This is a genomic window from Gordonia sp. OPL2 (assembly GCF_003797825.1).
Taxonomy (GTDB): Bacteria; Actinomycetota; Actinomycetes; order Mycobacteriales; family Mycobacteriaceae; genus Gordonia.
In genome coordinates this window covers 1-14,433 of record NZ_RKME01000052.1, presented here as the reverse complement: position 1 = coordinate 14,433, position 14,433 = coordinate 1, and the positions used below count along the sequence as shown (strand labels likewise).

12 protein-coding genes and 1 pseudogene are annotated in these 14,433 nt (G+C 68.7%); 9 read left to right on the top strand and 4 right to left on the bottom strand.

Annotation, left to right across the window (positions count from 1 at the left end):
• Positions 1-3: 3 nt before the first annotated feature.
• Positions 4-1,131, bottom strand: coding sequence for a glycosyltransferase (locus tag EEB19_RS26035; protein WP_187590233.1), 1,128 nt, complete (start codon positions 1,129-1,131; stop codon positions 4-6).
• 241 nt (positions 1,132-1,372) lie between these two features.
• Here EEB19_RS26035 and EEB19_RS26030 point away from each other — a divergent pair, with 241 nt between their 5' ends.
• Both EEB19_RS26030 and EEB19_RS26025 read left to right on the top strand, forming a co-directional pair.
• Complete coding sequence (locus tag EEB19_RS26030) at positions 1,373-2,530, top strand: glycosyltransferase family 1 protein (RefSeq protein WP_262365936.1); 1,158 nt, start codon at positions 1,373-1,375, stop codon at positions 2,528-2,530.
• Complete coding sequence (locus EEB19_RS26025) at positions 2,527-4,128, top strand: glycosyl hydrolase family 28-related protein (RefSeq protein ID WP_187590228.1); 1,602 nt, start codon at positions 2,527-2,529, stop codon at positions 4,126-4,128. Before EEB19_RS26030 ends, EEB19_RS26025 begins: the two co-directional genes overlap by 4 nt.
• Here EEB19_RS26025 and EEB19_RS26020 read toward each other — a convergent pair.
• Both EEB19_RS26020 and EEB19_RS26015 read right to left on the bottom strand, forming a co-directional pair.
• Positions 4,097-5,575, bottom strand: coding sequence for a polysaccharide biosynthesis tyrosine autokinase (locus tag EEB19_RS26020; RefSeq protein WP_187590227.1), 1,479 nt, complete (start codon positions 5,573-5,575; stop codon positions 4,097-4,099). The genes EEB19_RS26025 and EEB19_RS26020 overlap by 32 nt on opposite strands.
• Positions 5,572-6,909 carry an O-antigen polymerase gene (locus EEB19_RS26015; RefSeq protein ID WP_262365935.1) on the bottom strand — a complete coding sequence of 446 codons (1,338 nt, stop codon included), beginning with the start codon at positions 6,907-6,909 and terminating at the stop codon, positions 5,572-5,574. Before EEB19_RS26015 ends, EEB19_RS26020 begins: the two co-directional genes overlap by 4 nt.
• A 229-nt stretch (positions 6,910-7,138) precedes the next feature.
• On the opposite strand from EEB19_RS26015, the gene EEB19_RS26010 reads away from it, so the two are divergent.
• The gene (locus EEB19_RS26010) at positions 7,139-8,068 is read left to right on the top strand and encodes a glycosyltransferase family 2 protein (protein WP_187590226.1); all 930 of its coding nucleotides are present in this window, start codon (positions 7,139-7,141) and stop codon (positions 8,066-8,068) included.
• Positions 8,019-9,299: a lipopolysaccharide biosynthesis protein gene (locus tag EEB19_RS26005; RefSeq protein WP_262365934.1), complete on the top strand. Its 1,281-nt coding sequence runs from the start codon at positions 8,019-8,021 to the stop codon at positions 9,297-9,299. The genes EEB19_RS26010 and EEB19_RS26005 overlap by 50 nt, the downstream gene beginning before the upstream one ends.
• 69 nt (positions 9,300-9,368) lie before the next feature.
• Here EEB19_RS26005 and EEB19_RS26000 read toward each other — a convergent pair whose 3' ends face one another.
• Positions 9,369-10,436, bottom strand: a complete 1,068-nt coding sequence (locus EEB19_RS26000; protein WP_187590225.1) for an LLM class F420-dependent oxidoreductase — start codon at positions 10,434-10,436, stop codon at positions 9,369-9,371.
• Positions 10,437-10,638: 202 nt separating this feature from the next.
• Here EEB19_RS26000 and EEB19_RS25995 point away from each other — a divergent pair, with 202 nt between their 5' ends.
• From EEB19_RS25995 to menE, 5 genes and pseudogenes are all read left to right on the top strand, one after another.
• Positions 10,639-11,865 carry an inorganic phosphate transporter gene (locus EEB19_RS25995; protein WP_187590224.1) on the top strand — a complete coding sequence of 409 codons (1,227 nt, stop codon included), beginning with the start codon at positions 10,639-10,641 and terminating at the stop codon, positions 11,863-11,865.
• A gap of 28 nt (positions 11,866-11,893) precedes the next feature.
• Positions 11,894-12,175 carry a hypothetical protein gene (locus EEB19_RS25990; protein ID WP_187590223.1) on the top strand — a complete coding sequence of 94 codons (282 nt, stop codon included), beginning with the start codon at positions 11,894-11,896 and terminating at the stop codon, positions 12,173-12,175.
• A gap of 62 nt (positions 12,176-12,237) precedes the next feature.
• Positions 12,238-12,546, top strand: coding sequence for a DUF3349 domain-containing protein (locus EEB19_RS25985; protein ID WP_187590222.1), 309 nt, complete (start codon positions 12,238-12,240; stop codon positions 12,544-12,546).
• Between the two features lie 129 nt (positions 12,547-12,675).
• A pseudogene (locus EEB19_RS27115) lies at positions 12,676-12,969 on the top strand (DUF3349 domain-containing protein); the annotation flags it as partial.
• Positions 12,970-13,163: 194 nt separating this feature from the next.
• Entirely contained in the window at positions 13,164-14,321 is a 1,158-nt protein-coding gene (gene menE, locus EEB19_RS25975; RefSeq protein WP_187590230.1) for an o-succinylbenzoate--CoA ligase, read from the top strand.
• Positions 14,322-14,433: the final 112 nt, after the last annotated feature.

Here is a 14,433-nt window from a genome sequence, read left to right as displayed (position 1 = left end):
CACCTACTCGACCCGCCGCCCCCGCTCCAGCACACCCTCGACGACCCGCGTCATCTCCGCACGGAAGTTCTTCCGCGAGAACCCTTCCGCCCACTCGCGGATGCGGCGCGGGTCGTACGAGCCTGGGTCGAACGTCGTCATGGCCTCGGCGAGTCCCGCGACGACGGTGTCGTCGTCGCCGGATGGCACGAGCATCCCCGTTGTACCCGGCACCACGGTGTCGACCGCTCCGCCTTCACCGAGCGCGATGACGGGTGCACCGGTGGCCATCGCCTCGACGGGGACGATCCCGAAGTCCTCGACCCCCGGCATGATCAGCGCCCGCGTGCGGCGGTACAGGTCGACGAGCTCGTCGTGCGGCACCCGTCCGAGGAACACGGTGTCGTCGGACGCTAGCTCACGACAGATCTCCATCGACCGTCCGTCGCCGACGACGACCAACCGCACACCCGCCTCCCGGGCGGCGCGAATCGCCAGATCCGGCCTCTTGTACGGGACCAGGCGACCGGCGACGAGGAAGAAGTCCTCGCGCTCGATGGTGTGGTCGGGGGTGAAGCCGTTGGTGTCGACCGGCGGATGCACGACGACCGACTCCCGTCCCCACCACCGCTGGATGCGTCCGGCGACGGCGGTCGAGTTCGCCACGATCTGATCGATCCGGCCGACGGCGGCGAGCTCGCCGCGCCGCGCCATCCTCGACAACCCGGACAGCACCAGCGCACCGGCGGGCCCACCCGCCTCCTGCGCCCGGAATGCGGTGTCCCACGCCCACCGTGCCGGACTGTGGACATACGCGATCACCGGTGCGTCGGTGGCGAATGCCGCCTGAGTCGCGAACGCGTGATGACTGATCACCACGGCATCGACGTCACCGAGATCCATTCCGCGGAACGCGCGGGGGAAGAGGGGGGTCAGCGGTGCGTAGGGCCCGCGGCCCGTCCAGCCGTAGGGCGTGTCCACCCAGGTGGTGATCGGCGACGACGACAGCCCTGCCGGGAGGCCTTGCTCGCGGGCGATCGGAACATGGACGGCGGCCCGCGGCCAGGTCTGTGAGAACTGCTCGACGACATGTTCGGATCCGGCGATCTCGGTGAATCGTTCGTGCACGATGGCGACTCGCGGATCCGCGATCGGGTCGGTCATGTCCGTCCTCAGTCCTCGTCCGCGACACGAGCGCTCGCGGCACCTCCTTGTCGGCGCACCAGTCCCCGACCCGACCGATCCCCCGGCGGCGGCCACTTCGAGATCTCCGACGCCCGGCCTGCCGAAACGTACCATCTCGAAGAAAGTTCGGCACACTGTTCACCAGGGGGGCGCGAGCCGCATCGTCATGTGGCGTCGACGGCCTCCCCCTGCGGAAAGGAAGGTCGACGTGCCCGGTAGCCGTCACGACCCATCGTCGGCCGACGACGGCGTGGACGTCCTGTTCGACGCCCGCCACATCCGGCAGAGCGGGATCGGCACCTATATCCGCACCCAGATCCCCCACCTCGAGCGGGTGACCGCGGACCGCGGGCTGACACTGGCCGTGTTGACCGACGCCGACTCCGTATCGGCGGTGCAGGATGGCACGCGCGTACTCACCGCGTCCCCCGACGGCGCCGCGATGTACACGGCCGCCGAACAGCGGGTCTGGCAGCACGCGCTCGACGCGTGTCGGCCCCGTGCGCTCTGGGCGCCGCACTACCCGTTCCCGCTGGCCCTGCTCCGACCCCGGGACCGCGCGGTCCGACTGTTCACGACGGTTCACGACACGCTGCACCTCGAGGACGCCGCGCTGAGCAACCAGGGCCGCGCCCGGCGCGCCTACGCCGCCGCCATGCTCCGGCTCGACGCCCGCAGGGCGGCCACGGTGTTCACTCCGTCCGACGCCACGGCACGGCGCCTCGGCGAGACCACCCGCGCCGCACGCGTGCTCGTCACCCCGATCCCGGTCGACGATGTCTGGTTCGCCACCGAGGGCCTGCCCGATCCCGGTGTGGGGCAGCCCTACCTGCTCTACGTCGGAAATGTGAAGAGACACAAGAATCTCGTGCTGCTCCTCGAGGCGTTCACCCGGATCTCGGCCAACATCCCGCACCGGCTGGTCATCGCCGGCGGCGGTGAGACGCTGCGCACGGCCGACGACCGGGTGGGCCGCATCGTCGCCGAACTCGGCACGCGCGTCGAGGTGACCGGGCAGGTGCCCTTCGATCGCCTGCGCGCCCTGGTCGCCGGGGCCGATCTGCTGATCATGCCATCGCTGTACGAGGGTGCCGGCCTGCCACCGCTGGAGGCCATGGCATCGCGGACAGCCGTTCTCGCCTCCGACATCCCCGTCCTGCGGGAGACCTGCGGCGACGGAGCGGAGTTCTTCGACCCGCACGACTCGGGGGCACTGGGACAGCTGCTGATCCGCCTCTGCGGAGACGACGACGCGCGCCGCGGATTGGCCGAGCGCGGGTTCGCCCACGTCACGCGACGACAGGCCGGGATCGATCCGGCGGCGGCCGCGACGCGCATCTGCTCCGGACTGGAAACCTCACGATGACAACCCCTTCCAGGCCGCAGCTGTCGCGCCGCACGTTCCTGGCGCTGGTGCCTGCGGTCGCGGCTCTCGCCGCGTGCTCCTCCTCATCGTCCGGCTCCACCCACAACGTCCGCGACTTCGGCGCCGTCGGCGACGGGCGGCAGGACGATTCGGGGTCGATCGGCAAGGCCGTCGCTCAGATGAGAGCTGGTGACACGCTCTACTTCCCGGCCGGGACGTATCGATACGCCCAGCGGGATCCGGAGGGCGGCGCGGCGATCTCGCTCGCCGGTCTCGATCGGGTCTCCGTCGAGTTCGACGCTCGTGCCGAACTGGTGATGGACAACCTCGCCGACGACGGGAGCGGCACGGGGCACGGCCTCGTGGTCCGCGGTCCGGCCTCGCAGGTCTCGTTGCGGGGAGTGCGGATCCGGTGGGCGGTCCAGCCGTCGCAACGGTCTTTCGGTGACGGCATCCGCGTCGTCGGATACCCGTCCGACGGATCGTCGGTGCCGTCGGGGTGGACCGGCTCCAAGGGTCCGGTGTCCGGGGTCACGGTGGCGGACTGCGCAATCCGGTCGAGTCCGCAGGCCGGCGTGATCATGATGGGCGTCTCCGACGTCACGGTCACCAATGTCCGCGCGACCGACACCATGGCCGACGGTATCCACTTCAACGCGTGTCGTCGCGGCCAGGTCCGCAACTGCACGGCCACCGACACCGGCGACGACGGCCTGGCACTGGTCACCTATCACTCGGAGACGGACGGTTTCGACAACGACTCCGAGACCTTCTCCCTGGCGGCTGTGGGCGACTGGTCCGACGCCGACTTCACCATCGCCGACATGACGGTCTCCGGCGGTGCTGCCAACGGCGTGCGACTGGCGGGCGCCGCGCGCGTCACCGCCACCGGCATCTCGGTGACGGGTGTTCGCACCGGAGCCGGGGTCATCGTCGACAGCGCCGCGCCCGATTCCGACACCGAGTGGAAATATCTTGCGTCTCAGGATGTTCGGCTGACCGGGCTGACCGTCGAGGACGGGGAGGCCGGCGTGCATGTCCTGGCCCGCCCGGAGGGCGCCGCCGACGACACGTTCAGTCGATTCGACCTCGATTTCTCCGAGATCACCATCCGACGCTGCGAACGCTGGTCGGCCCTCGTCGAGTCGACCGCCGACCGGCCGGCCACCGGCGTCACGCTGCGGGGCCTCACCGTGGCAGTCGAGGACATCGCCGACGGCACCGGGATCGTCGGCCTGCAGACGACCCGGGGAGTCACCTTCGGGGAGGTCGGCATCGAGAGCGCCACCCCGGCGATCGCTTTCTCCGCCAACAAGTCCGACGACTTCCGGATGGATCGCATCGCGGTGACCGTGACCGGCGGCGCGGGCCCTGATCGGGACTCGGCGGGCCCGGCACTGCAGTTCCAGGAATCGACCGGTCGCATCGGCGCCGCCGAGGTCACCTGGCGGGGCGCGCCGTCGTCGTGGACGGCGGTCTCCGCGACCACGTCATCGACGTGTTCCCCCGGGGCGACACCCGAGAACCCGGTGAGCATCGGGAAGCTCGAGACCACCCCGGCGCGGCTCAGCGATCCTGTGGCAGTGGTGTGTCGATAGCCGTTCCGGGAGGCACGTCGGCCAGCACCTGATCGGCGGGTCGACCGGCCGCTGTGCGGCCGAACTGCCATGCGGGGCGCGGTGACCCGTTCAGCACGACGCCGAGGATCGCGACATCGGCGAGCGAGAGACGCTCGACCGCCGTACGGAGGTCGACGTACCGCGTGTGCCCGGAGCGCGCGATCACCAGGACCGCGTCGGCGATGCGACCGAGGACGAGCGGGTCGGATGAATCCTGCAGGGACGCACTGTCCACGATGACGTGATCGAACTGCTCCGCCAGCTCTGCGAGACCGTCACTCAACCGCTCCGAGGCCAACAACTCGGACGAGTTGCCGATCGCCGGGCCCGCGGGAACCAGCGACAGATGGGGACGTGAGGACCGAGAGATGAACTCCCCCAGCCTGCCTCGTCCGTTCAGGTAGGTGGTGAGGCCCTCGGTCGACGACACCGCGTCGGCGGCGTGCCGGGACCCGGCCGGCCGTCCGTCGAGCGCCGCGTCGACCAGGACCACCTCGGAACCGCTGTCCGCGAGAGCGATCGCCAGATTGACCGCAACCGTCGTCGAACCGTCACCGGGCGTCGCACCGGTCACGACGATCGAACGCAGTGTGGCCGGACCCGATTCACGTCCGGTGACAGCGGTGCGTAACCGCCGGAGCGCCTGGGCTGCACGGCTGTCCGGCCCGCGGTAGTCGACGAGGCCCGAGGTTCCGAGCGACTTCTCCGACGGGATAGTGGCCAGCACGGGACCGGAGAGGAATCGACTCACCTCCGCCTCATCGCGCACCCGTCGACCGACCAGTCCGCGGACATAGGCGTAGAGCAGTCCCACCAGCAACCCGGCGACGACGCCGAGCGCGATGTTGCGCCCGAAGTTCCGGCCCTCGCCCTGACCGTCGGGCACCGCGGGCGTGATCACCGACAGGCGCACCTGATCTGCGTTCGCGTCGTCCCCGGCGCCCGGGGTGGCGGGCTGGTCGCCGTCGAGCGCCGTCACCGTCGCCGGCAGCGCATCGGCCAGCGCGTTGGCCAGCCTCGCCGACGTCTGCGGATCGTCCGTCCGGGTGGTGACGGTGAGGATCGCGCTGCCCGTGTTGGCGCCGGCGGTGGTGGCGTCGCGCGCCTCACCGATCGACATCGACAGCCCGCTCTGCGCCAGGGCGGTCGCGATCAATCGGTCTGACGTCAGCAGCTCGGTGTAGGCCTCGGTCCGCTGCCGGCTCACGCTGTCGCTGTCGGCGGGCCGCGGCGTCTGATAGATCGTCGCCGACGACTCGTACATCGGGGTCTGCTGGGTGGTCAGGACGAGACCGACGAGACCACCCACCAGCGCGCACACGACGATGACGATCCAGTGGTCCCGGATCGCCCCCGCCGTCGAGCGCAACCATTCGTTGCCGGTCGTGTCGGGGCGGTAGGTGACACCCACTGCACTGTTGCTCACGTGACTCCACTTCTCTCGTACAGATGTTCGTCGTCGGAGTCCACACGCGTCCGCAGACCCGCTCCCGCAACGGCCATGCCGACGACCGTCAGCAGCACCAGGAACACGACGATCCCCTGGGTCAGGAGCTGAATGCGCCAGACCTCGGCAAAGCAGTAGGCGATGACCCCGGTGGTGCCCGCGATCACCGGGCCATAGGTCGAGAACCGACCGGAGATGTAGCCGGCCAGCGGGAACAGCAGGAGGGTGTAGAACCATCCCCAGGCACCGAAATCGGCGTAGGTGTCCGCGAATTCGGAGTTCGTCGTGAAGTTCGGCGCCGACGACACGGTGAAGTCGTACAGTCCGGCGTCCACCGACTCCTTGCCCCGCGTCTCGTCCTCGGGCACCAGGAAACTCGGGAGCGCGGCGCTGAACGATCCACCCACACTGCCCGGTTTCTCGAAGCTGCCGCGCATCACCGCATCCGAGACACCCAACGAGACCTGCGCGGGCACCGCCAGATACGCACCCATCTGATAGACGTTCATCGCCACCGGGTTCGAGACGCCGGCGTCGCGGTAGTAATTGCCGTTGCGGACGTAGTTCAGGGTGGTCAGCAACCCGAACAGGACCACCACGCCGGCCACGACCATCCACGGACGCAGCGGCTTTCGGGCCCCGTCGTCGGCCCTGCGTCGCGCCGCCGACCAGATGACCAGATACACCACGACGGCCATCAGCAGCGAGAGTCGCGACGCCACCATCGAATTGAGCAGGAGCAGTACCACCGCCGCGATCATCAGCGGCGCCCGGATGACTTTCGTGCGCCACAGATGAACGCCGAGCGGTGCGGCCAGGATCGTCGCATAGCGCAGGGTCGGGATGCCCGCCGACGCCGGCAGCGCCTCGGTGAAGGAGTTGCCGGTCTGCGTCACGAGCGATTCGACGATCGAGGTCGTCCCCGCGATGCGGTAGTAGGAATAGCCGACGCCGACCGCCGCGACGGCCAGGATCAACAGGAAGTAGCGACGTTCGAAGGCGGGCAGACATGTTCGGGCGACGAGTTCGGTCGACGGGCGGGTGCCGGTCCCGAGGCGCCAGCCGATTGTGGCGAGCACGACGACGAGCGCGTACCAGACCATGAGCAGCGTGATACCCGCGACGGTGATCGGCGACGGTTCCAGGAAGCCACGCAGCTGCAGCCAGGATCCCGCCGGGCACCCACCGACCGAGCACCATCCGATCAGCGAGATCCACGAGATGAACGAGGCTGTGACCGGCACGAGGATCAGCACCGCGGGTGTCAGCCACCAGGCGGGACGGGGTGCTTCGGGCAGGGCGGAATCGTTCACGTGCCCGTGCCCCCTGCCTTGTCGGTCCGGGGCGAGCCGTTCGTCGAGCGCAAGGTCACCCTCTCGTGCCATACACTATGGCACGTAAGCCATACACTATGGCGCGTGAGTTCGGCCGCCGCGCGAGACGCGGGCGCGTTCGGACAGGTGGATTCGGGGGACCATCGGGCGCGCTCCCGAGGGGTTCTGACATGACGGTGGTGACATGACGGCGGGGCGAAGTGCGTCCATGAACAGCGACGAGAGCCCGTCGACCGAGGAGGCCGACGACCGTGGGAGTTCGCCGTCGTTCGGGATGGCCATCACCACCGTGGGGCGATGGGATTCGATCTGTCGCCTGCTCGATGACCTCGCCGCACAGACGACCCGGCCCCGCATGGTGTCGATCGCCTACGACGACAACGTGGACGCCGCCAACGGCCTGAAGAAGGTGCACGATCTGTATTCGGACGTCCTGACCATTCGGACTGTGGTCAAACACGGTGGCAGCACGGCGGGCCACAACACGGCGGCCGCACAGTTCACCGACGACGTCGACTGGATCTATCTCCTGACCGACAACTGCCGGCTCGAACCCGACTTCCTCGAGCGGCTGTCCGCGCACTGCACACCCACGGCATCGGTGTGCGCGGCCCGACTGGTCGACGCCGACGGCGACCGCAACACCCTTCCCCCGGCCGACGCCGAGTTCACCCGGCGTAACGCATGGTCGGTCGTCGTCCCGAGCATGGCGATCCGCCGCAAGGACTACATCACCGTCGGCGGGTTCGATTCGACGATCGGGTCGGGCGCCGACAGCCCGTGGCAGAGCGGCGACGAGACCGACCTCGTCCTGCGCCTGGCCGAGCTCGACGACTTCGCCATCAGCTGGGCACCCGACATCGTCGTCCGCGGACACACCGACTTCACCCATCTGACGCCGGCCGAACGGCGCCGCAAGCTACGCAACTACGGTCGCGGCACCGGCTTCATCTATCGGCGGTGGGGTTATCCGGTGCTCGACAAACTCCGGCTGCTCGCCGGGGCGGCCACGCTGCCGTTGCGGAAACGGCGGAAGTTCCGTGCCGGAGACGGTCTGGCACTGCTGATCGGGCGTACCGAGGGCCTCCTTGGCAGGAAGTTCTCCAGAGACAGGGATCACCGCGCTGTCCTCCGATGATCACGAGGCGCCCGCCGCGCGTCGCGGCGGAGTGCTCGCCCCCGTCCTGTCGAAAGTCGACGCCAAGCACCTGCAGGCGGTCGTGCAGATCGCGGCCGGTCTGGCACTCAACGCCTTTCCCGCGATCTTCATCGCCGTGTTCGCCCGCGTCGCGCCGATCGACCACCAGGGTCAACTCGCCGTCTCGTTGACCATCGGCACCTACGTCGCGCAGTTGTTGTCGGCGTTCGTCGTCGAGTCGCGGCTGGCCACCCCGGAGGCCGACCACGACATCGCGATGCCCTGGTGGATGGCGCTGCTGTCCCTCGGCTCCGGCATCCTACTCATCGTCAGCCCGACGGTGCCCGCACCGGTGATCACCCTGCTCGGCGTGCTCGGACTGTCGTCGGGCCTCTTGATGGCACGCACTATCGGTGTGGTCCAGGGACGATGGCGCCTCGAGGCCGTGGCCGCGATCATCCTCGTCGCCGGATGCCTGTCGGCACTGCTACTCGCCGTCCACGACAATCCCAACTGTGTGCGGGTCCTCGCTGCGGGCGCGATGCTGGCCGTCCTGTGCCGCTGCTGGCCTCGGCCGTCGCATCGCGAGTCGGGGATGCCGCCCGACCTGCGCCGCGCCGCATGGGTGACGGGTGAGACCGCGTCGGTCGGGATCGTGCAGCCGATCCTGACGTCGTTCATCCTGGTCGTCCTCGGGCCCGCGGCGTCGGTCGGTTTCCGTGTGGTCTCGACGATCTCGGGTGTTCTCGAACCCGTTCTCGCCTACGGCCGCGTCCGGCAGCTCGCCCACGGCCACAAGGGTGAGGTCGCGCACGTCGCGCTGATCTTCGCCGCCGGCGTCGGGGGGATCGTCGTCGCCGCGTACCTCGGACTGTGGAGCCTCATCTTCGGTCCGGCATGGTCACATTCACTCGTCCCGGCCCTGGTGATCGCCTGCCTGTGGAAGGCGACGATGCTGTTCTCGACCGTGCCCTTCGCCGCGCTCCGGCGCGTCGGGCACACGGCGAAGGTGTTCTGGCTCCGAGCGGCAGGCACCGCGCTCTACGTGGTGCTCGGACTCTCGTTCCTGTACATCTTCCACACCGCCACTGCCGTGTTCGCGTCCTTCGTGATCACCGAGGTGATCATGTTCCTGCCGTACCACTTCGCCGCACGCAAGGCCGCCCCCGACTACCACTCGATCTTCGAACGCAAGAAGAGCCGGGACGATTCGGAGTCGGAGACGGTCTGACGGCTGGGGCCCGGTCCGCAGGCCGGCCCGGGCCCCGCACTCGACGAACCGCCCCGGCCCCCAAAGAACTCAGCCCCCGAAGATCCCCTTCAGCACCTCCATGTCGGCCACGCGCTCCTTGTGCGTGCCCGCCACCGGCGACGCGAGGATGCAGGTGACGCCGGCGTCGCGGAATGCCGCAGCGCGCTCGGCGACCTCGGCCTTCGACCCGATGAGCGACATCGCACGCACCAGGTCGTCGGGAACGGCCTTGGCGGCCTCGGCCTTCTTGCCATCGAGGTAGAGATCCTGGATCAGCTTCGCCTCCTCGACGTAGCCGTAGCGCTGCGCGAGGGTGTTGTAGAAGTTCTTGCCGCGGGCACCCATGCCGCCGATGTAGAGCGCGGCGTGGTGGCGGACGAGCTCGAGCGCGTTCTCGATCTCCTGCGTGTCGTCGGAGACGCGTGCGGTCGCCTGTACGACGATGCCGAGCTCGCCCAACGACGGATCACGCTTCGCCTTGCCCGCGGCGAGCGCCTCGCCAAAGGCCGACTGGATCTGCTCCGGGTTGAACAGGATCGGCTGGAACTCCTCGAACAGTTCCGCGGCCAGCTCGGTGTTCTTCGGGCCGATGGCGGCCAGCAGCATCGGGATGCGGTCGCGCACCGGGTGATTGATGATCTTCAACGACTTGCCGAGCCCGGAACCACCGTGCTCCTCGTCGAGCGGCAACGTGTAGTGCTTGCCCTGGAAGTCGACCTTGTCGCGACGCCACACCTGCCGGCAGATCTCGGCGTGCTCGCGGGCGCGGCCGACCGGGTAGTCGTACTTGACGCCGTGGAAGCCCTCGATCACCTGCGGGCCGGACGCACCGATGCCGAGCACCGCACGGCCGTCGCTGATGTAGTCGAGACCGGCCGCCGTCATGGCGAGGTTCGTCGGCGTGCGGGAGAACATCGGCAGGATCGCGGTCTGCAGTTCCATGCGCTCGGTCTTCGCGGCGATGTAACCCAGCTGGCTCACCGCGTCGAAGCTGTAGGCCTCTGGGACCGCGATGCGGTCGACGCCCACGGCCTCGAAATCGGCCAGATTGTTGATGGTCTCGCGGAAGTCACCCGCGTAGTTGATCGGCATCCCGAGCTTCAGCGCAGCAGTCATGACCGGATTGTTCCACAGCGACTTGTGCCGGTCACCAGTCCGCCCGAGCGTTCGCTCCACCGCATCCGGTGACGGGTTGCCGTCACTTACATGAACAATCGGTGAACACCACCGCGGTCTCAGGAAACGCCCAGGTCGAACTGCTCAAATCGGACACTGGACCGTTAGGTGAAACCACCTGGTGAGCCGCATGATTATGACCATGAGCGGCGAGATGCTGATCCTGGTGCTGTTGGTCATCACGGCACTGGGTTTCGACTTCACAAACGGATTCCATGACACCGGAAACGCCATGGCGACATCGATCGCCACGGGCGCACTGAAGCCCAAGGTCGCCGTCGGCCTCTCGGCGATCCTGAACCTGGTCGGCGCGTTCCTCTCGGTCGAGGTCGCCGCCACCATCACCAAGGACGTGCTGAACATCCAGCAGACCTCCGGCGACGACAAGGGCGACATCATCTCGGGCCTGACCCCGACGACGGCCCTGCTGATCATCTTCGCCGGCCTCATCGGCGGCATCCTCTGGAACCTCTTCACCTGGCTGTTCGGCCTGCCGTCCAGCTCGTCGCACGCACTGTTCGGCGGTCTCATCGGCTCGGGCATCGCCGCGATCGGCATGTCCGGCATCAACTGGCACGGCGTGTTCTCCAAGATCATCGTCCCGGCGTTGCTCGCCCCGGTGATCGCCTGCCTCGTCGCCGCCTGCGGCACCTGGCTGGTCTTCGCCATCACCAAGAAGATCGCAGAGAGCAAGAAGGAAGAGGGCTTCCGCTACGGACAGATCGCCAGCGCATCGCTCGTCTCCCTCGCCCACGGCACCGGCGACGCGCAGAAGACGATGGGTGTCATCGCCATGGCGCTGATCGTCACCGGTCACCTCGACGCCTCGACCGTCAGCCACGGGCTCCCCTTCTGGGTCGTCTTCAGCTGCGCAGGCGCCATCGCGATCGGCACCTACCTCGGCGGCTGGCGCATCATCCGCACGCTTGGCAAGGGACTCGTCGAGATCAGCTCGCCGCAGGGCATGGCCGCCGAGGCGTCGTCGGCCGCGATCATCCTGACCTCGAGCGCGGCGGGTATGGCGCTCTCGACGACGCAGGTCGCTACCGGCTCGATCCTCGGTTCGGGTGTCGGGAAGAAGGGCGCCCAGGTCCGCTGGGCGGTCGCCGGCCGCATGGCCGTCGCATGGGTCACGACCCTCCCGGCCGCCGGACTCGTCGGCGCCGCGTCGTACTTCATCGCCCACCTGCTCGGCAACGTCGCCGGTGCGATCGCCATCTTCGCCCTGCTGATCGTCGCATCGGGCTACATGTACTGGCGCGCACAGCAGAACAAGGTCGACTCGACCAACGTCAACGCCGAATGGGACGAGTCCACCAACTCGATCATCCCGGCGGAGGACGAGCAGCCGAAGACCCCGGTCGCCTGACCCTCTGACCCGAAAGGACTTCTCCCCGATGGACATCGTCGAAGCGATCGGCAAGGTTCTGATCGTCGGCCTCCTCTTCGGTGCCGGCCTGCCCGCCCTCTTCGCAGTCGGTCTCCGACTGCACGCCGAAGGCGGCGGCGCGACCAACGCCGACGGCACCGTGTCGCACGGCAATCCGGCACAGCGTGCGCTCGGTTACGTGATCTTCGCCGTCGTCGCGCTGATCATCATCACCGCGCTGCTGTGGATCACCCGACAGACCATCTATTACTACTTCGACATCAAGATCTTCCCGTTCGGCTACAAGTGATCTCCTGGGATCGGGCCGGATGATCCCTTCCCACCTCATGTCATCGGAGGCGCGACACCGTCATGTCTGAAGGCACCCCGCTGTTCGAATCGGCGATCAACTGGATCCGCAAGGGGTATCCGGAGGGCGTCCCGCCCACCGAGTTCCCTCCGCTGCTGGCCCTGCTGACGCGGGTTCTCGACGAGCGCGAGGTCACCACCGTGGCCCTCAACCTGGCCCGCGACCACGGGGTGCGGAATCCGGTGACCGAGGACCAGATCAGCGAGGCCATCGCGAAGGTCACGCGGGAGTCCCCGACCCCGGACGAGATCAACCAGGTCGCCGGCCGCCTCGCCGCCGTCGGATGGCCCCTCGCGGCCAGCAGCGCCTGAGCGCCGCGGACGCATCACAGGATTCGCTCGGTGTCGAGACCACGGCGCGAGCACATACAATCGCGGCAGCGATGTCATGGTTTCTGGCTGTCATAGTTCCTGCCGCCGGGGAGAAAAGGGGGCGTAGTCGTGGATCGACCACAGTTCCTCCATCGGATCATCGAATGGCTGCGCGCCGGCTACCCGGACGGCGTTCCACAGGGCGATTACATCCCGCTCGTGGCGCTTCTCCGACGACAGCTCAGTGAGGACGAGGTCCAAGAGGTGTCGTCCGGACTGATCCGCAAGTCGCCGCCCCCTCCCGAGCCGATCTCGAAGATCGACGCGGGCGTCGCGATCACCAAGGTGACCCACGAGTTGCCGCACGAGGACGATGTCGCCCGCGTGCGCAAGCATCTCGAGTTCTCCGGCTGGCCGTTCGACGACTCGCCGCTCACCCCGCCGACGACCACCCCGGACTCGCCGACAGCGACCGACGACCCGCCGAGGACCACACCGGACTCGGCGACAGCGACCGACGACCCGCCGACGACCACCCCGGACTCGCCGACGGCAACCGATGACTCGACGACGGCAACCGATGACTCGCCACCGGACCCGGACGACGGAGACCGGCCCTGAAATCCCTCCGCGCCCTGCACCTCCCGGCCCGACCCGACGTTCTCGACCGCCGCGACGAACTGGCCGCCGTCCTCGACGGTTCGGCCGCCTACGTCCCGGTCCCCGACGACCCGCGCGAGGTCGCCTCACTCCGCGACGCCCTCGACGTCGACGACCCCATCGCCGACGACCTCTCCCTCGTCATCTCCACCTCCGGTACCACCGGAATCCCGAAGGGCGCCCAGCACTCCCCCGCCTCGCTCACCGCGTCCGCCGACGCCACCGCCGCCCGACTCGGCGGACCCGGGAACTGGGTCCTCGCGCTCGCACCTCACCACATCGCGGGATTGCAGGTCCTGCTGCGCGCGTTGGCCTCCGGGTTCAGCCCCACCGTCCTCGACCTCGACGACGGTTTCGACGCCGACACCTTCGCCGACGCCCTCGACGCGCTCGACGGTCCACGCCGCTACACCTCGCTGGTCCCCACCCAGCTGATCAAGGTCCTCGACTCACCCCGCGCGACGGCCGCCCTCCGCGACGTCGACGCGCTGCTGGTCGGCGGTGCGGCGACGCCGGTCCCGTTGCTGCACAGGGCGATCGACGCGGGCATCCCGATCACCCGGACCTACGGGATGAGCGAGACCGCGGGTGGCTGTGTCTACGACGGCATTCCGCTCGACGGTGTGGTGATCCGCATCGACGACGCCAATGCCGACGGCGTCGGACGGGTCGTCCTCGGCGGACCGATGGTCGCCCACGGCTACCGGAACCGCCCGGAGCATCCCGCGTTCGCCGAGCCCGGCTGGTTCCGCACCGACGACCTCGGCCGCGTCGACGACGACGGCGTGCTCTCCATCGTCGGACGCGCCGACGAGGCGATCACCAGCGGCGGGCTGACGATCGTGCCGCAGGTGGTCGAGGCCGTCGTCGTCGAGGATCCCGCCGTCGCCGAGTGCGCGGTCGTCGGCCTGCCTGATGACCGGCTCGGCGAGAAGGTGGTCGTGTTCATCGTCCCCTCGGGGGCAGGCACTCTCGACTCCGAGCGCATCCGCGGCGCCGTGACCGAACGCCTCGACCGCTACGCCGCCCCGCGCGAAGTCATCGAGCTGGCCGAACTCCCGCTCCGTGGCCCGGGCAAGGTGGATCGGCGGGCACTGCGCGCCCGATTCTCCTAGCCGCCCCCAGCGTCCGCCCCCTCCACTCGCCGACCGTGTCCAACTTTTCGCCGACCGTGTCCAACTTTTCGCCGACCGTGCCCAAAACCTCGCCGATCGTGCCCCACATCCC

Bases quoted from the DNA above. Each gene is read 5' to 3' on its own strand.
- EEB19_RS26025 (WP_187590228.1), top strand. From the start codon at position 2,527: ATGACAACCCCTTCCAGGCCGCAGCTGTCGCGCCGCACGTTCCTGGCG.
- EEB19_RS26010 (WP_187590226.1), top strand. From the start codon at position 7,139: ATGAACAGCGACGAGAGCCCGTCGACCGAGGAGGCCGACGACCGTGGG.
- EEB19_RS26000 (WP_187590225.1), bottom strand. From the start codon at position 10,436: ATGACTGCTGCGCTGAAGCTCGGGATGCCGATCAACTACGCGGGTGAC.
- EEB19_RS25995 (WP_187590224.1), top strand. From the start codon at position 10,639: ATGAGCGGCGAGATGCTGATCCTGGTGCTGTTGGTCATCACGGCACTG.
- EEB19_RS25990 (WP_187590223.1), top strand. From the start codon at position 11,894: ATGGACATCGTCGAAGCGATCGGCAAGGTTCTGATCGTCGGCCTCCTC.
- EEB19_RS25985 (WP_187590222.1), top strand. From the start codon at position 12,238: ATGTCTGAAGGCACCCCGCTGTTCGAATCGGCGATCAACTGGATCCGC.